17 protein-coding genes are annotated in these 17,258 nt (G+C 58.4%); 15 read left to right on the top strand and 2 right to left on the bottom strand.

All coding sequences use genetic code 11. The annotated features are described in order from the left end of the window. Nucleotides 1–20 precede the first annotated feature (20 nt). Nucleotides 21–467 (bottom strand): universal stress protein, encoded by a 447-nt coding sequence (locus DWZ54_RS10400; RefSeq protein ID WP_158573653.1) that lies wholly within the window; start codon nt 465–467, stop codon nt 21–23. A 218-nt stretch (nt 468–685) separates the two neighbouring features. Here DWZ54_RS10400 and ilvA point away from each other — a divergent pair, with 218 nt between their 5' ends. The 8 genes from ilvA (at nt 686) to DWZ54_RS10360 (ending at nt 9,478) form a co-directional block, all read left to right on the top strand. Next, entirely contained in the window at nt 686–1,939 is a 1,254-nt protein-coding gene (gene ilvA, locus DWZ54_RS10395; RefSeq protein WP_118015377.1) for a threonine ammonia-lyase, read from the top strand. A 242-nt stretch (nt 1,940–2,181) separates the two neighbouring features. Next, a complete protein-coding gene (locus tag DWZ54_RS10390) occupies nt 2,182–3,714 on the top strand; it encodes an L-lactate permease (protein WP_118476132.1) in 1,533 nt (510 codons plus the stop codon). 113 nt (nt 3,715–3,827) lie between these two features. Continuing rightward, on the top strand, nt 3,828–4,769 hold the full coding sequence (murQ, locus tag DWZ54_RS10385; RefSeq protein WP_118476130.1) for an N-acetylmuramic acid 6-phosphate etherase: 942 nt from the start codon (nt 3,828–3,830) through the stop codon (nt 4,767–4,769). A 3-nt stretch (nt 4,770–4,772) separates the two neighbouring features. Next, on the top strand, nt 4,773–6,203 hold the full coding sequence (locus DWZ54_RS10380; protein WP_118476128.1) for a PTS transporter subunit EIIC: 1,431 nt from the start codon (nt 4,773–4,775) through the stop codon (nt 6,201–6,203). Between the two features lie 13 nt (nt 6,204–6,216). Further along, entirely contained in the window at nt 6,217–7,317 is a 1,101-nt protein-coding gene (locus DWZ54_RS10375; RefSeq protein WP_118476126.1) for a DUF871 domain-containing protein, read from the top strand. 30 nt (nt 7,318–7,347) lie between these two features. Beyond that, on the top strand, nt 7,348–7,710 hold the full coding sequence (locus tag DWZ54_RS10370; protein ID WP_118015372.1) for a metalloregulator ArsR/SmtB family transcription factor: 363 nt from the start codon (nt 7,348–7,350) through the stop codon (nt 7,708–7,710). Nucleotides 7,711–7,757: 47 nt separating this feature from the next. Further along, nucleotides 7,758–8,525 (top strand): NlpC/P60 family protein, encoded by a 768-nt coding sequence (locus tag DWZ54_RS10365; RefSeq protein WP_199663350.1) that lies wholly within the window; start codon nt 7,758–7,760, stop codon nt 8,523–8,525. Between the two features lie 74 nt (nt 8,526–8,599). Continuing rightward, nucleotides 8,600–9,478: an aldose 1-epimerase family protein gene (locus DWZ54_RS10360; protein WP_118476124.1), complete on the top strand. Its 879-nt coding sequence runs from the start codon at nt 8,600–8,602 to the stop codon at nt 9,476–9,478. 94 nt (nt 9,479–9,572) lie between these two features. Here the strand turns inward: DWZ54_RS10360 and nagA are convergent, their stop codons facing one another. Continuing rightward, on the bottom strand, nt 9,573–10,718 hold the full coding sequence (gene nagA, locus DWZ54_RS10355; protein WP_118476122.1) for an N-acetylglucosamine-6-phosphate deacetylase: 1,146 nt from the start codon (nt 10,716–10,718) through the stop codon (nt 9,573–9,575). Between the two features lie 239 nt (nt 10,719–10,957). Between nagA and DWZ54_RS10350 the strand changes: the two genes are divergently transcribed. The 7 genes from DWZ54_RS10350 (at nt 10,958) to nagB (ending at nt 17,187) form a co-directional block, all read left to right on the top strand. Then, nucleotides 10,958–11,623, top strand: coding sequence for an N-acetylmannosamine-6-phosphate 2-epimerase (locus DWZ54_RS10350; protein ID WP_118476120.1), 666 nt, complete (start codon nt 10,958–10,960; stop codon nt 11,621–11,623). 16 nt (nt 11,624–11,639) lie between these two features. Next, on the top strand, nt 11,640–12,521 hold the full coding sequence (locus DWZ54_RS10345; RefSeq protein WP_118476118.1) for an N-acetylneuraminate lyase: 882 nt from the start codon (nt 11,640–11,642) through the stop codon (nt 12,519–12,521). A 97-nt stretch (nt 12,522–12,618) separates the two neighbouring features. Beyond that, nucleotides 12,619–14,103 carry a sodium:solute symporter gene (locus DWZ54_RS10340; protein ID WP_118476116.1) on the top strand — a complete coding sequence of 495 codons (1,485 nt, stop codon included), beginning with the start codon at nt 12,619–12,621 and terminating at the stop codon, nt 14,101–14,103. A gap of 37 nt (nt 14,104–14,140) precedes the next feature. Beyond that, nucleotides 14,141–14,590, top strand: a complete 450-nt coding sequence (locus DWZ54_RS10335; protein WP_118476114.1) for a YhcH/YjgK/YiaL family protein — start codon at nt 14,141–14,143, stop codon at nt 14,588–14,590. Between the two features lie 25 nt (nt 14,591–14,615). Then, complete coding sequence (locus DWZ54_RS10330; protein WP_233541686.1) at nt 14,616–15,551, top strand: ROK family protein; 936 nt, start codon at nt 14,616–14,618, stop codon at nt 15,549–15,551. Nucleotides 15,552–15,568: 17 nt separating this feature from the next. Further along, nucleotides 15,569–16,423 (top strand): MurR/RpiR family transcriptional regulator, encoded by an 855-nt coding sequence (locus tag DWZ54_RS10325; RefSeq protein ID WP_118476110.1) that lies wholly within the window; start codon nt 15,569–15,571, stop codon nt 16,421–16,423. A 20-nt stretch (nt 16,424–16,443) separates the two neighbouring features. After that, nucleotides 16,444–17,187: a glucosamine-6-phosphate deaminase gene (gene nagB / locus DWZ54_RS10320; RefSeq protein WP_118476108.1), complete on the top strand. Its 744-nt coding sequence runs from the start codon at nt 16,444–16,446 to the stop codon at nt 17,185–17,187. Nucleotides 17,188–17,258 lie beyond the last annotated feature (71 nt).

Below are 17,258 nucleotides of genomic sequence, written 5' to 3'. Positions count from 1 at the left end.
CCCTTAATTGGTAATCCAAATCAACGATGAGGATTTTCTTTCACTACGGTCACCGGGCATTCAGCCTCTTCAAGCACGGCGGAACTGACGCTGCCGAGCAATGCCGCATGAAGCGCATCCATGCGGCGGCTGCCCACGACAATCATGTCGCTGTGACGCTCTCTGGCAAAGGCCAGTATGGTTTCCGCCGGGCTGCCTGTCCGGTGATAGACCTCGTGGACCGCAATCTCCGGCAGGAGCTTTCCGGCCCGCTCGAGGATGGCATGGGCTTCCGGTCCGATGGGCCCTGCCACACTGTCCGGCAGCCAGGATACTTCCTCGGCATCCGTGTTGCTATCGAAGTACGATACATGCAGGATATCGATGGAAGCCCCCGTACAATCGGCCAGTGCTGCGGCGAACTGCACCGCCTCATCGGAGGCCCCGGAGCCGTCCACCGGCACCAGGATCCGAGCCAGCCTTACCATACGCATCCCTCCCGTAGTATTTCTATGTATGGTTATAATTCGCTCAATCATGGGCAAATTCCTCTAAATTCTCCAAAAACTTGTGGAGGATTTCAAAGAATTTTCGATTGACAGTTTTCCGCTGAAAATGATAGACTGGATAAAATAAAATGAGTGAAGTGTTACGTTGTAAACATTTTCTTGCCCAGCTCACCGAACTATCCCAAAGGAGGCCCCCCATGTCTGAAGAAAACAAGAAACCGGCCAGGACGAATGCCGAGATTGTCGCCGAGACGACCATCGCCGATGTCTACCATGCAGCCAAACAGCTCGAAGGCGTAGCGCGGAAGACGCGTCTCATCCACAGTGATTTCTTTTCCGAGCTCTGTCACAATGACGTCTGGCTCAAGCCCGAAAACCTGCAGCATACCGGCGCATTCAAGCTGCGCGGCGCATACAACAAGATCAGCCAGCTGACGCCTGAGGAACGCAAGAAAGGCGTCATCACGGCTTCGGCCGGCAACCATGCACAGGGCGTCGCCTATGCAGCCCAGAAGCTCGGCGTCAAGGCCGTCATCTGCATGCCGGCGACCACGCCGATCCTCAAGGTTGAGGGCACGAAGGCCCTCGGCGCTGAAGTCGTGCTCTACGGCGACGGCTTCGACGATGCCTACGCACACAGTCTCGAGCTCCAGAAGAAGCACGGCTACGTTTACATTCACCCGTTCAACGACCTGCAGGTCCTGCTCGGCCAGGGCACGACAGCGCTTGAGATCATCGATGCCCTCAAGGATGTCGACGCCATCCTCGTGCCGATTGGCGGCGGCGGCTTTGCCTCGGGCGTGGCTCTCGCGACGAAGCTCGTCAACCCGCAGGTCAAAGTCATCGGCGTCGAGCCGGAAAATGCCGCCTGCATGAAGGCGGCGCTCGCTGCCGACAAAATCGTGACGCTCTCCTCCGCCGACACGGTGGCCGATGGCTGCGCCGTCAAGACCGCCGGCACGCTGACCTTTGAATTCTGCAAGAAATACCTCGACGACATCATCACGGTTTCGGAAATCGACATCATGAACGCGCTGCTCTCCCTCATCGAGAAGCACAAGCTCGTCGCCGAAGGTGCCGGCGTCCTCTCGCTCGCCGCGCTCAGCAAACTGCCGTTCTCGGGCAAGAAGGTTGCCGCCATCATCTCGGGCGGCAACATCGATATCTCGACGATCTCCGCTCTCATCGACAAGGCCCTGATCGCCCGCGGCCGCGTCTTCTGCTTCTCCGTCCAGCTGCCGGACAAGCCGGGTCAGCTGCTCAATGTCTCGCGCATCCTCGCCGAGGAAAATGCCAACGTCATCAAGCTCGACCACGACCAGACGAAAGTCACCGACAGCTTCAAGAAGGTCGTGCTGACCGTAACCGTCGAGACGCACAACGAAGAACACATCCGGCACATCATCGCCGCGCTCAACAAGAACGGCTACGATGTGAAGAAAGTTTACTGATACCTGAATCGGCAAAAATCGCACATGGCACAGGAAAGCGGCCCCATCCGGCATCTGCCGGAGCGGGCCGTTTTTATATTGGTGGCCGCTCCAAAAAGAACGAATATTCTCGGAATAAAAAATATAGAACCTTTATTTTATCCATTGACTTTCCTGCAATCCTGTTTATATAATGAGGTATCTTATTCATCTCTTTTTCAGATGAAATCCATCACTTTATACGATGAGAAAGGACTGACCCCATGTTTCTGATCGCCCTCTCCCCGATTCTCTGGCTCATCCTCGCACTGAGCGTGCTCAAGATGGCGGCTTACAAGGCCTGCCCGCTGGCACTCCTCATTGCCCTGGCCGCCGGCATCTTCGTCAATGATATGAGCATCCCGCATGCCGTCCAGGCTACGCTTGAAGGCGTGGCCCTCGCATGCTGGCCGATCCTGCTCGTCATTGTCGCCGCCATCTTCACCTACAATCTCTCGCTGCAGACGAAGGCGATGGATGTCATCAAGAAGATGCTGACCTCCGTCAGCAATGACCGCCGCGTGCTCATCCTGCTCATCGGCTGGGGATTTGGCGGGTTCCTCGAGGGCATGGCCGGATTCGGCACGGCCATCGCCATCCCTGCGGGCATGCTCGCGGGCATCGGCATCAATCCGGTACTTTCGGCCATGGTCTGCCTCATCGCGAATTCCGTGCCGACGGCTTACGGCTCCATCGGCATCCCGCTCGTCACGCTCGGCAATGTCACGGATATCGATCCCGTGCTGCTCGCGACGTACACGTCCCTGCAGCTCGCACCGCTGACGCTGCTCTGCCCGTTCCTCATGGTCATCGTGGCCGGCCACTCGCTCAAGGCCCTCAAGGGCATGCTGCTCATGTGCACGGCCGCCGCTGTCTGCTTCGTGCTGCCGGAGATTGCCGTCTCCATGTTCATGGGACCGGAGCTCGCCGTCGTCGCCGGTGGCATCGGCGCCATGGCGGCTATCGTCGCCTGCGCGAAGCTCTTCCCGGTAAATGACCCGGCTTACGCGATGCCGCCGCACGGCCATGAGGATCCCGTCACGGCCGCTTCGGGCCTTAAAGCCTGGCTCTCCTTCATCCTGATCTTCGTGTTCCTGCTGATGACCTCAAAGCTCGTCCCGGCCATCCACGACCCGCTGAATCTCATCAAGAGCAGCGTACTCATCTACGATGGCCCCGGCGGCGAACCCTACACCTTCACCTGGGTCGCCACCCCCGGCATCCTGATCCTGCTCGCCGCGTTCATCGGCGGCAGCGTCCAGGGAGCCAGCTTCGGCGAGATTCTGGGCTGCCTGAAGCGCACGGTCTACAATCTGCGCTTTACGATCATCACGATCATCACCGTCATCGCCACGGCCAAAGTCATGGGGTATGCCGGCATGACGCATGAGATTGCCGAGACTGCCGTCGCAGCGACGGGTACGGCCTATCCGCTGATCGCGGCCTTCATCGGCTCGATTGGTACGTTCATCACGGGTTCTGCCACATCGTCCTGCGTTCTCTTCGGCAAGCTCCAGACGGATTCCGCCATCGCCATCGGCGCGACGCCAGCCGCTCAGGCCTGGATTGCCGCCGCGAATGCCACGGGTGCCTGCGCCGGCAAGATGATCTCGCCGCAGAGCATCGCCATCGCCGTCGCCTCCATCGGCACGGTCGGCTGCGAGGGCAGGCTGCTGCATTTCGCCGTCAAATTCTATCTGCCCTTCATCATCATCATGGGCTGCATCGTCTATTTCGGCCAGCACATCGTCGGCTGACCATCCCAACGCTCTCCTCACGCCTTTCTGCCCCACCGGCAGGAAGGCTTTTTTTATCCCGTTTTTTATTATGTGTTATACTAAAATAAATAGGAAAATAAGGAGTTCAAAATATGATCGATTTAGGAAAACTGACGACCGAACAGCGCAATCCTGCGACGACGCGGATTGACTGCTGCCCGACAGAAGAAATGGTCACCATCATGCAGGCGGAGGATGCCAAAGTTTCTGCAGCCATCCGGAAAATCCTGCCGGAGATTGCCCGGGCGATTGACGCCACGGCCGCGCGCCTGGCAGATGGCGGCCGCCTGTTCTACATCGGTGCCGGTACCTCAGGGCGGCTCGGCGTCCTCGATGCGTCCGAATGCCCACCGACTTATGGCACGGACCCGGAACTCGTACAGGGCATCATCGCCGGCGGCGAAGCCGCCATGTTCCGCGCGCAGGAAGGCGCCGAAGACGACCTGACACTTGCTGAGAAAGACCTTGCCGCGCGCCATTTCACGAAGGATGATGTGCTCGTCGGCATCGCCGCCTCGGGCCGCACCCCCTACGTCATCGGCGGGCTCCGCTATGCAAAGGAGCTTGGCGCTCTGACCATCGCGCTTTCCTGCAGCGAGGGCTCTGAGATCGCGAAGCTTGCCGACATCGCCCTGACGCCCGTCACCGGCCCCGAGATCGTCACGGGCTCCACGCGCATGAAGGCCGGCACGGCGCAGAAGCTCGTGCTCAACATGCTCTCGACGGGCACGATGATCCGTCTCGGCAAGGTCTACGGCAACCTCATGGTCGATGTCAAAGCCAGCAACCACAAGCTCGAGGAGCGCGCCCGCCGCATCGTCATGCAGGGCAGCGGCTGTTCGCGCGAAGAAGCCGAAGCCGCCCTGAGGAAAGCCGACGGCCGGGCAAAACTCGCCATCCTGCTCGTCGTGACGGGCTGCACGGCAGAAGAAGGCCGCAAGGCCCTGCAGGAAAGCCGCGGTCACCTGCGCAAGGCCATCCACTCGTTCACAACAGACTGCCCCAAAAGTGCAGACTGCCAGAAGGAGGGTTGAATCATGGACCACGAAGCACTCGCCTGGCAGATCTTCCTGCTGACGGGGCCGGCGGAAAACATCGTTTCCGTCACACATTGCATGACGCGCCTGCGCCTTGTTCTCCGGCAGAAGGATGCCGCGATGGTTGCCTCGCTCGGCAAACTGCCGGGCGTACTCGGCGTCCACGATGCCGGAGAGGAGCTCCAGATCATCCTGGGCCCCGGCCGCGTCGATAAGGTAACCGCCGCCTACGAAGCCCTCACCATGGGGGATAAGGCAGCTGTTCCCCCTCAGGCACAGGCCGCCAAGCCGCAAAGGGAGGATGCCTCATCATCGCCCGAGGCGGCTGCCATCGGCGACGGAAAGGCCCTGCACGCCAGGATACGGGCACGCAACGCCACGCCCCTCAAGCTGCTGTTCAAGCGCATCGCGAGCATCTTCATCCCGCTGATCCCGGCCTTCATTGCCTGCGGACTCATCAGCGGCCTCCTTAACGTAGCGGGCAAGGCCGATCCGGCCTTCACTCAGACCACGCTCTACCAGCTGCTCGCCATTGCCGGCAGCACCGTATTCTGGGGCATGAACCTTTTCGTCGGCTACAATGCCGCGAAGGAATTCGGCGGTACCCCGATCATCGGCGGCATTCTCGGCGCACTCATAAGCCATCCGTCGCTCGCCTCGGTCGAGCTCGGCGGCGAAGCCCTCGTGCCGGGACGCGGCGGCGTCATTGCCGTGCTGCTCGTCGCAGCTCTGCAGGCCCTCATCGAGCGCGGCCTGCGGCGTGTCATCCCCGATATGTTCAGCCTGTTCCTGACGCCGCTCTTCACCTTCCTGCTGGCCGGCACAGCCGCCATCTGCGTCCTGCAGCCTCTGGGCGGGCTGATTTCCGATACCATCGGCAGTGCCGCCACGAGCGCCATCGGTTCGGGCGGCGCCATCACTGGCTTCCTGCTTGGCGGCGCCTGGCTACCGATGGTCATGCTCGGCGTGCATCAGACATTCACGCCCATCCACGCCGAACTCCTCTCCCGCTACGGCGTCACCATCCTGCTGCCCGTGCTCGCCATGGCTGGCGGCGGACAGGTCGGCGCGAGCATTGCCGTCTACTGCAGAACGCGTAACCACTTCCTCAAGAAAACCATCGCTTCCGCCCTGCCCGTCGGCATCATGGGCGTCGGGGAGCCTCTGATCTACGGCGTCACGCTGCCGCTTGGCAAGCCCTTCCTCGGCGCCTGCATTGGCGGTGCCTTCGGCGGAGCCGTGCAGGCCTCGTTCATGGTCGGCGCGGCGACGCTCGGCATCTCGGGCCTGCCGCTGGCCGCCGCCACCGACCAGATCCCCATTTATCTCCTGGGACTCCTGACCGCCTACGTCAGCGGCTTTGCCGCAACCTGGCTGCTCGGCTTCGACGATCCCCCGGAGGATGGTACACCAGACACAACGAACCAGTAAAAGGAGGATTTTCATGGAAAATGGTATCTCGATCTACCCGGGACTCGACAATACACTGGAAGAAAACCTCCAGCTGATTGAAATAGCGGCAGGCTACGGGATTCACCGGATCTTTACCTCCCTTCATATCCCGGAAACCGATACGACGGCTCTCAAGCGCGAATTCGGCCTGCTCCTGCAGGCGGCACACCGCCATGATATGGAAATCATTTCCGATGTTTCTCCCGCCATGCTGCCGCTGCTCGGTCTCAAGGAATTCAATCCCTCGGCCCTGCGCATGCTCGGCATCACGACCCTGCGGCTCGACGACGGCTTTTCCTGGCAGGAAATCGCCGGCCTGACGCGGCGCTATCCGGAGCTGCGCATCCAGCTCAACGCCTCGACCACCACGAGTTCCGTGCTGCAGCATCTGCGCGATGCCAATGCCGATTTCTCGCGCATCGAGGCCCTGCACAATTTCTACCCGCGCCGCGGCACGGGCATCAGCGAAGAAGCGCTCGTCCATGCCAATATCCGGCTGCACCGCTTCGGCGTGCGCGTCAGCGCCTTTGTCCCAAGCCGTGACGGCCGACGTCGTTCGCCGCTCGGCGACGGGCTGCCCACACTTGAGGACCATCGCGACGTCTCGACAAGCTTCGCGGCCCGTCACCTCGTCGCACTGGGCTGCGACGCCGTCTTCCTCGCCGACGCCCTGCCCACGGAAGACGAGATTGCTGCCCTCGCCGCCCTCAAGAACGACCGCGTGACCCTCAAGGCCCGTCTGCTCACCTCCGACGCGGCCGAGCGCCAATTGCTCACCCATCCCTTCACGGCACGCCTCGACGAAGCGCGCGATGCCATCCGTGCCCAGGAGAGCCGCCCGCTGCTGAAACAGGCGGGATCTGCCATCCATCCGGACCATACCGGCGAACGCCCGATCGGTGCCGTCACCATCGACAATGAGAAATACGGACGCTATATGGGAGAGCTCCAGATCATCCGCCACGCGCAGCCTGCCGATCCGCGCACCAACGTGGCTGCGCAGCTCCTGCCCGAAGACCTGCAGCTCATGCCCTACATCACGCCCGGAAGAAAATTTTCATTCCAGTTCCTGGAACAAACTGATATAATATAAATAATAAACAAGGAAGGAATTTGGTAAGACATGAACCAGAACGAAGATCTCTGCGAAATCCATCACCCCCATCCCGATAAAGTCCAGGATGCGCTCCTGCACCGCCTCGACGATGAGACGAGCCTGAGGCTCGCGGAGCTTTTTAAGATTCTCGGCGACCGGACGCGCATCAAGCTCCTGTCGCTGCTCGCAGCCGAAGAGGAGATGTGCGTCTGCGACATCGCCCAATCCCTGCAGATGGGTCAGTCTGCCATCTCTCACCAGCTCCGCGTCCTGCGTGCGGCCCGCCTCGTCAAGTTCCGCAAGGAGGGCAAAGAGGCCTGGTATTCGCTCGACGACGACCACGTCGTCAAGCTCATCAATCAGGGACTCGAGCATGTTCGGGAATCCTGAGGTTTGTTCCGTTTTGTTTTGTGCGTCTCACAAAGGAAGGACTCATTATGCACAAACTGCGTTTCTTGCGGGCCGGCGTCTGCGCCGTGCTCTTCCCATTCTTACTGAATACGACCGCCCTGGCCGCCCCTGTCCTCAAGCTCAATTCGTCGGGCCGCGACGTCATGCTGCTGCAGCAGAAACTCCAGAACGTCGGCTACACGATCAAGGACATTGACGGCATTTTTGGCGAGGAAACGCGGCGCGTCGTCACCCAGTTCCAGAAGGACAACAACCTCCGGGCCACGGGCATCGTCAACAATGCGACCTGGCGCGCCCTCAAGGACACGAAGTCCATCCACCACGGCTCCATCAAGGACAAGGAAGCCCTGCTCGAGCGCCTCAAGAAAACGGCGCCGGATTACGGCCCGACCGTCCCCAACAATAAGCCGATCCTCGAGCGCAGCAAAGTCAGCAGCATCATCTCAACGGCCAAATCGTACATCGGCGTCCCCTACAGCTTCGGCGGCGCGACGCCCAAGGCCTTTGACTGCTCCGGCTACCTGCAGTACGTCTTCGGCAAGAACGGCATCAGCATCCCGCGCCTCGCCGACGACCAGTACCGCCTCGGCCTGCGCACGACGAGCAAGAGCCAGCTCGAGCCCGGCGACCTCGTCTTCTTCACGACTTACGAGCCAGGCCCGTCACACTGCGGCATCTACCTCGGCGACGACCAGTTCATCCACGCCTCATCCAGCAAGGGCGTCCGCATCGACAGCCTCTCCAACAGCTACTGGCAGCCCCGCTACATCGGCGGCAAGCATATCGTCAAATGAAATCCTAAAAATATCAGACAAACCGCATCATTGATCCCGCCAGCACAGGGAGCAACGAAGGAGGAAAAACAAACATGCTTTACACGATTCAAAATGACGAACTCTGCGTACAGGTCCGCGACCATGGCGCAGAACTGCGTTCCATCAAGGAACGCGCCGATGAAACAGAATACCTCTGGAATGGCGACCCCTCCTGGTGGAAATACAGCTCGCCGGTACTCTTCCCGATTGTCGGCAAGCTCAAGGACAACAAATACCGCGTAAGCGGACAGGAATACGAGCTGCCGAGCCACGGCCTCGGACGTATCTCGGACTTCCGGCTCGTCGAGGAAAAGAGGGACCGCATCGCCTTCTCGCTGCTCTGGACCGAAGAATCCCTCAAGAAATACCCCTGGAAATTCGAGCTCGTCGTGGCCTATGAACTGCACGGCAGGCAGGTAAAAGTCATCTGGACCGTCCGCAATCACGATGACCACGAGATGATCTATTCCATCGGCGCACACGGCGCTTACCGCTGCCCGATCGTCCATGGCGAAACGTTCGCCGACTGCTATCTGGAATTCAACCAGGATGAAGATGCGCCGAACATGCCGCTTAATGCCCAGGGCCAGTTCCTGCGCACAGCGGGTGACAAGCCGCTCAAGGGCACGAAGCTGCCGCTCAATTTCGAGGAATTCAAGGACGATGTACTCGCCTACCACAACCTCCGCTCCGATAAAGTCACGATCCGTTCGACCCAGAGCGAAAAATCCCTCTCCGTCATCGCGAAGGATTTCCCGTTCTGGGGCTTCTGGACACCATCGCAGGGCGGTGCACCGTTCCTCTGCCTTGAGCCGTGGCACGGCCACGCCGACTACGAGGATTTCGACGGCGATTTCGCCGAGCGCGAGGGCAGCGAACGCCTCGCAGCCGGTGGAGAGCAGAGCTTCACCTATACGATTGAGATTGGCTGAACAGGCAAAGAAAACAAACAAAAAGACCGGCAAATGATGCCGGCACAAAAAAATCCCGGAAATCCAGCAAACCTGGACTTCCGGGATTTCTTTTTTATGCCGTATAGACGACTTCGCCGCCAATCAGGGTCTTTTTTACGCGGAAATCATCGGGCGAGATGATCACGATATCGGCCAGCTTGCCTTTTGCGAGCGAACCGAGGCGGTCGTAGACGCCGAGATCCCGGGCCGGATTGACCGTAGCCATGGCCACCACTTCATGCAGCGGGGCCTTGCTGTTCACGAGGAAGTGATGGACGACCTCATGCATCGGCGCGATGCTGCCCGCCAGCGTGCCGTCTGCCAGACGCGCCTCTCCGTTACGGACGAATACCTTCTGTCCGCCGAGTTCCGACTCGCCGTCGGCGAGCAGGCAGGCCCGGAGCGAATCGGTGATCAGGATGATGCCGTCCTGCCCCTTCATATGGTAAACGAGTTCCTGCGCGGCCGGATGTACATGGAGATTGTCGCAGATGAGCTCGCAATGCGCATGCGGGTCCAGGAGCGCCGCGCCCACGATGCCCGGCTTCCGGTGATGAAGCGGCGTCATCGCATTGAAGAGATGCGTGATGTGGTAAAACGGGCAGTCCGCCATGATTGACCGCACTTCCTCATACGTGGCTGCGCTGTGGCCGACCGAGACGATGATATCGTGCTTGGCACACGCTTCAAGGAAAGCCTTTCCCTGTAATGTTTCCGGCGCCAGCGTGATGATCTTGACGACATCGTCATACGGCTCCAGCCAGGAAAAGTCTGCTACTGAGATATTTGATTCTTTCTGTGCGCCCTTATACGTCTTGCTGATGAACGGGCCTTCCATATGTGCGCCGAGGATGCGTGCACCCGGATTTCCCTTGGCCTGCCGGATCCTCTGGAGCGCCGCTTCGATGCGCGGCCGGTCGTACGTCATCGTCGTCGGCAAAAACGACGTGACGCCCGTCGCCGGCAGCACCTGCTGCATCTTCGGCAGGGCCTCCGCATCTTCATCCATTGTATCCACGCCGGCACAGCCATGGATGTGTTCGTTGATGAAGCCCGGCATGACGAAGGCACCCTCTGCCTCGATGACCATTTCGCAGGTGTCCAGGTTCACCGCATCCTGCGAGACGATGTCCGCAATGGCATCTCCTTCATATAAGAGAACGTGATGATCCAGGGTCGTATCCGGCAGGACAATTCTGCCATTTATGATTGCTTTCATATGTTCCTCCTGTATGCTGCAGCTGCTGTATAGCAGCATCATTCTTTGTCCCCATTATACCACATACCTTCAATTTAGAAAATAAATTTCACACATAAGATATTTTTTATTTTTATTATGAAATTTTATTGCATTTTCGAGAAGTCAGTGCTATACTTGTCTATGTAATCCGATAGGCCAGCGATTCAGCCGGCCGGCAGATGGCAGTATCTGCTGTATGAGCACGCAAGGAGGCAAATATGCTGGAACAATTCAAAGGCAAACTGATTATTTCCTGTCAGGCCCTGCCGGATGAACCCCTGCACAGTTCATTCATCATGGGACGCATGGCCCTGGCAGCCAAGCAGGCCGGTGCCGTCGGCATCCGCGCACAGAGCACCGGCGATATCCTCGAGATCAAGAAGGTGACCGGTCTTCCAATCATCGGACTCATCAAGCATCCCTACGAGGACTCGGAAATCTACATTACGCCGACTCATGAAGAAGTCGAGGCCCTGATTGAGACGGGCTGCGAGATCATCGCACTCGATGCCACTCTGCGCCGGCGTCCCGGTGATGAAAAGCTGAAGGATCTCCTGGATATGATCCACGCAGCCGACCGCCTGGCCCTGGCGGATATCTCCAACGATGACGAGGGACGCAATGCCGAAGCGATCGGCTTTGACTGCGTATCGACGACGATGTCCGGTTACACGCCGTACACGCCGCAGTTCGAGGGTCCGGACTTCGGCCTCATCGCCCGCATGGCCGGCGAGCTCTCCATCCCCGTATTCGCAGAAGGACGCATCAATACGCCTGAAGACCTGAAGCTTGCCTATCAGTGCGGCGCCTACGGTGCCATCGTCGGTTCGGCGATCACCCGCCCGCAGTTAATTGCCAAAAAATTTGTCGATATCTTAAAATAATTGGGAGGATTTCATCATGTCACAGAGAGATTTAAAGGGATTGTTTTCTGCACTGCTCGTTTCCTTTGACGAAGACGGCAATGTCAACGAGAAAGGCCTGCGCCAGATCATCCGCTACAATATCGATGTCAATCACATGGACGGCCTTTACGTCGGCGGCAGCACGGGTGAGAACTTCATGCTTTCCACGGACGAGAAGAAACGCATCTTCGAGATTGCCAAGGATGAAGCCAAGGATGACCTCACGCTCATCGCACAGGTCGGCTCGGTCAATCTGAAGGAATCCGTCGAACTCGCGCATTTCGTCACGGATCTCGGCTACGATGCCATCAGCGCCGTCACGCCGTTCTACTACAAATTCACGTTTGATGAAATCAAGCATTACTACGATACGATCATCAACGGCGTGGACAACCGCATGATCATTTATTCGATCCCGTTCCTCACGGGCGTCGACATGAGCCTGAGCCAGTTCGGCGAACTCTTCAAGAATCCGAAGATCGTCGGCGTCAAGTTCACGCAGGCGGACTTCTACCTCCTCGAGCGCATCCGCAAGACTTTCCCGGACAAGCTGATCTATGCCGGCTTTGACGAGATGCTCCTGCCGGCCACGGTCCTCGGCGTCGACGGTGCCATCGGCTCGACGTACAACATCAACGGAAAACGCGCCCGCCAGATCTTTGAGCTGGCCAAGGCCGAGAAGATCACGGAAGCACTTGAGATCCAGCATGTCACGAACGACCTGATCACGGATATCCTCGACAACGGCCTCTACGGCACCATCAAGCTGCTGCTCCAGGAAGCCGGCGTCGATGCGGGCTTCTGCCGTGAGCCGATGAAGAAGTACACGCCGGAAATGAAAGCACGCGCCAAGGAAATCTACAAAAAGTATTTCTGAGGCATCCCCTGATTCCCCTTCCCTGAAATGAGAGAGCGCCCTGATTTCCTGGCGCTCTTTCTCTTGGCAAAAAATGCTCGTAATGGAGGATACGACTATGCATGAAGGTTTCACTTGGCTTGATACGACCGTCCTGGTCCTTTATCTCTTGGGTGTCCTGCTGGCCGGACTTTACTTTTCCAAAAAGGAAATGAAAGGCAAAGAATTCTTCAAAGGCGACGGCACCATCCCCTGGTGGGTTACCTGTGTTTCGATTTTCGCCACGCTCCTGAGCCCGATTTCCTTCCTTTCACTGCCGGGCAATTCTTATCACGGTTCGTGGATTCTCTGGTGGGCTCAACTCGGCATGCTGATTGCCATCCCCCTGACCATCAAGTACTTCCTGCCCATCTACAGCCGCCTGGAAATCGATACGGCCTACCATTATCTGGAGAAGCGCTTTCAGAGCAAGAATCTCCGCATTCTCGGCGCCACGATGTTCATCATCTACCAGCTCGGCCGCATGTCCATCATCATGTACCTGCCGTCGATTGCCCTGGCGGAACTGACCGGCATTGACGTGAATATCCTGATCATTGTCATGGGCGTCATCGCCATCATCTATTCGTACTCCGGCGGCCTCAAGGCCGTACTCTACACGGATTTCATCCAGGGCACGGTGCTCATCATCGGCATCGCCATGACCCTCGTGATCATGATTGGCGACATCCACGGCGGCTTCGGCACGATCATGGACACGCTGACGACCGGCCACAAATTCATGCTGCAGAACGAAGTCTGGCTGAGCCCGGACATCCTCTCGACCAGCGTCTTCATCGTCTTCATCGGCGGCGGCCTCGCCACCTTTGCTTCCTACGTCTCGAGCCAGGATATCGTCCAGCGCTTCACGACGACGACCGATATCAAGCAGCTCAAGAAGATGACACTCGGCAACGGCGTACTTTCCATCTTCGCCGCCACGGTCTTCTACCTCGTCGGCACGAGCCTTTACGTCTTCTACCAGCAGAACCCGGATCTCCTCATGACAACCCGCCAGGACCTCGTCTTCGCCTCCTACATCACGTATGAGCTGCCAGCCGGCGTCACCGGCATCCTGCTCGCCGCCATCTACGCGGCTTCGCAGTCCACGCTTTCCACCGGCATCAATTCCGTTGCGACCAGCTGGGTTCTCGACATCCAGTCGGTGCTGCATCCCGATATGGACAGCAAAAAGCAGACCCGCATCGCCAAGCTCGTTTCACTCGGCATCGGCATCCTCTCGATCCTCGTCGCAATGGTCATGGCCGTCAGCGATATCCACTCGGCCTATGAATGGTTCAACAGCTTCATCGGCCTCGCACTCGGCGCACTGGCCGGCATGTTCGTGCTCGGCGCCTTCTGCAGGCACGCAACGGCAAAAGGCGCGCTGGCCGGCTTCATCTGCTCCACGGCTGTCGTCATGTACCTCAAGTACTTCGTGCCCTCCGTTTCGTTCTGGTCCTACACAGCCATCACGATCCTCATCTCCCTCGTTGTCGGCAACGTCGTGAGCCGCCTGACGGACAAGGCCTACACGGCACCGGAACGGGCAACGGTCGACTGATTCCCGTTTCCCCATCTCATAAAGGAGTATCTGCATCATGATCTATGGAAATATCCATCAAAAAGAAACATATGCATTCCTGCCCGCGGCCATCCAGCGTTGTCTGGCCTTTGCCCGCACGCCGGAATTTGCCACACTCGCGACAGGCAGCCATCCCATCGAAGGCAGGGACTGCTTCGTCAACATCGCCGCTTACACGACGAAACCCGAAGAGGAATGCAGCTGGGAGGCCCACAAGGACTATCTCGACATCCACATCCTCTCGGAGGGCAGCGAGTACATCGATGTCGCCTTCCTCGAGAATATGAAACTCGGGGCTTATCATAAAGACAGCGATTACCAGGAAGTCACGGGCAAGGCCCAGGCGCGTGTCCTGCTGCAGCCGGGCGATTTCCTCATCTGCTACCCGGAAGACGGACACGAACCCGGCATCGCGGTCACGGCTCCTGCACCGCTCAAGAAGGGCATTTTCAAGGTACGCATCTGATTTGACATTACTGAGGAGAAATCGTATGATGAAAAAAAGTACCATATCGTCTGTTCAAGGAGCGCCCATGTACATCTGCATTGACATCGGCGGCACCGCCATCAAGCACGGCCTGGCTTCGGCCAGCGGCACACTGCTCCAGCAGGGCAGCACGCCGACGCATGCTCATGAGGGAGGCGGCCCCGGCATCATCCGCACGGTCCGCCGGCTGATCCGGCAATACATAGAAACGAAGCAGGAAAATGACCAGATTGCCGGCATTGCCCTTTCGACAGCCGGCATGGTCGATCCCGTAAAAGGTTCGATTTTCTACGCACTGCCCGCTTCAATCCCCGATTACACGGGAACCGAATGGAAGAAGATGCTCGAAGCAGAATTTCATCTGCCGTGCGCCGTCGAAAACGATGTCAACTGTGCCGCGCTCGGTGAACTCTGGCGCGGTGCCGGACGCGGCTGCTCCTCGGCCTTCATGATGACGATTGGCACGAGCATCGGCGGCTGCGCCGTGTACGACGGCCACATCATCCACGGTTCCGGCTGCAGTGCCGGCGAAATCGCCTACATGCGCGTGCCCGGCGGACGCCTGCATGAGCTCGCCTCGGCGACGCGGCTCGTCCACGACGTCGCTGCAGCCAAGAGCGTCGAACCGAAAACACTCAACGGCTACAAGGTATTCGCACTGGCAGCCGCAGGCGATACGGACGCCCGCCAGGCGATTGCCACCTTGTCCGGCCACATCGCCGATGCCATCGGCAACGTCATCACCGTCATGCAGCCGGAAGTCGTCATCCTTGGCGGCGGCATCATGGCACAGGAATCGGTCTTCCGCCCCCTCATCGAACAAAACGTATCCCGTCAGCTGCCGCCTGCCATGTACGAGCACACGCGCATCGCGTTTGCTACGCTCGGCAATGACGCCGGCATGATTGGTGCGCTTTGCCATCTTCTCCAGACGCAATGAATTAGGAGCGACTGTCTATGAACATCCTGGAACAATTGGAACATCCTGACTTCAAACCGTCCAAGTCGGACGGCGTCCTCATGGACTACATCCGCCAGCACGGAGATGTTTTCTGCACCTCGCCCATTGCCCAGCTGGCGCAGCTCAGCGGCATCAGCGAGGCGACGATCACGCGCTTTGTCCGCAAGATGGGATTTCCCAATCTCCAGCATTTCAAAGTCAGTCTGGCCGAAGAACTCTCCGGCCGCAATCAGCAGCAGACCATCATCAACCACAACATCACGACGGATGAATCCATTCTGACAACGGCCAAAAAGCTGATGTCCATCAGTGTCGAGGCCCTGCGCCAGACCGTGCGTCACCTTGACGAGGACATCATCGCCCGCACCGTGAAGCTCCTGACCAACGGCCACCGCATCTACTTCATCGGCCTCGGCAATTCCGGCTTCGTCGCCGACGATTCCGCCTACAAATTCCAGCGCATCGGACTCGATGCCATCGGACTCGACAACAGCCATCTGATCATGCTGCACATGTCGCTGATCCATCCGAAGGATACCGTCATCGCCATCAGTCATTCCGGTGAATCATCGGAAATCCTGCAGGCAGCGAGGCTGGCCAAGAAGAACGGCGCACATCTCGCCGTGATCACGTCGAATCCCCATACCGTTCTGCGTCAATACGCCGATCTCTGCATTTTCTACAAGACCAAGGAAACCATGCTGGAAACCGGCTCCATCGTCACGAAGTTGACCCAGATCTTTATCATTGATTTGATTTACACCCAGGTTGTCAAAGAACGGCCTGAGCAGTCTGTAAAGAGCAAGCAAGATACCGCTGACGCCATCAATATCCTGCGCCTCAGCGAGTGAGCTGCAGATAGGAGAATATCATGCGTGTAATTGTTACGAATTCATATGATGAAATGAGTAAAGAAGCAGCTAAGATTGTCGCAGGCCAGATTTATCTCAAACCTGACAGCGTCCTCGGACTGGCCACGGGCAGCACGCCTCTGCAGATGTACAAGAAACTCATCGCCGTTCACGAGATGGTCGGCCTCGATTTCTCCCAGGTCACGTCGTTCAACCTCGACGAGTACATCGGCATGTCCCCGGACAATCCGCAGAGCTATCACTACTTCATGAAGCACAACTTCTTTGATTTCATCAACATCAAGCCGGAAAACATCTTCATCCCCGACGGCATGGCCAAGGATATCGACGCCGAAGGCAGGCGCTACGATGCGCTCATCGAGGAAAAAGGCGGCATCGACCTGCAGATTCTCGGCATCGGCCGGAACGCCCACATCGGCTTCAATGAGCCGGACATCAAATTCGAGGCGACGACGCACAAGGTCAAACTCGACGATGAAACCATCGAGGCCAATTCCCGCTTCTTCGAGAATGAATCGGAAGTCCCCCGCTACGCCATCAGCATGGGCATCAAGACGATCATGCTGGCCAAGAAGGTCGTCCTGCTGGCCAGCGGCAGCAACAAGGCCGAGGCCGTCTACAATGCGGTTTACGGCAGCATCAGCCCGAGCGCACCGGCCAGCATCCTGCAGCTGCACCGCGATGTAACGGTCATCGTCGACAAGGAAGCCGGCGCCCTGCTGCAGAAGCACGCGCAGCAGTAAGGTCCTGTAAACAGCACGAACGTCAAAAAGGGAACCAGGTGATTTTTCACTTGGTTCCCCTTTTTTTCGGG

Origin of the sequence: Mitsuokella sp. AF33-22 (assembly GCF_003475755.1) — a bacterium.
Taxonomy (GTDB): domain Bacteria; phylum Bacillota; class Negativicutes; order Selenomonadales; family Selenomonadaceae; genus Mitsuokella.
Note: the sequence above shows the minus strand (reverse complement) of the source record. Positions and strands in the feature narration are given on the sequence as shown.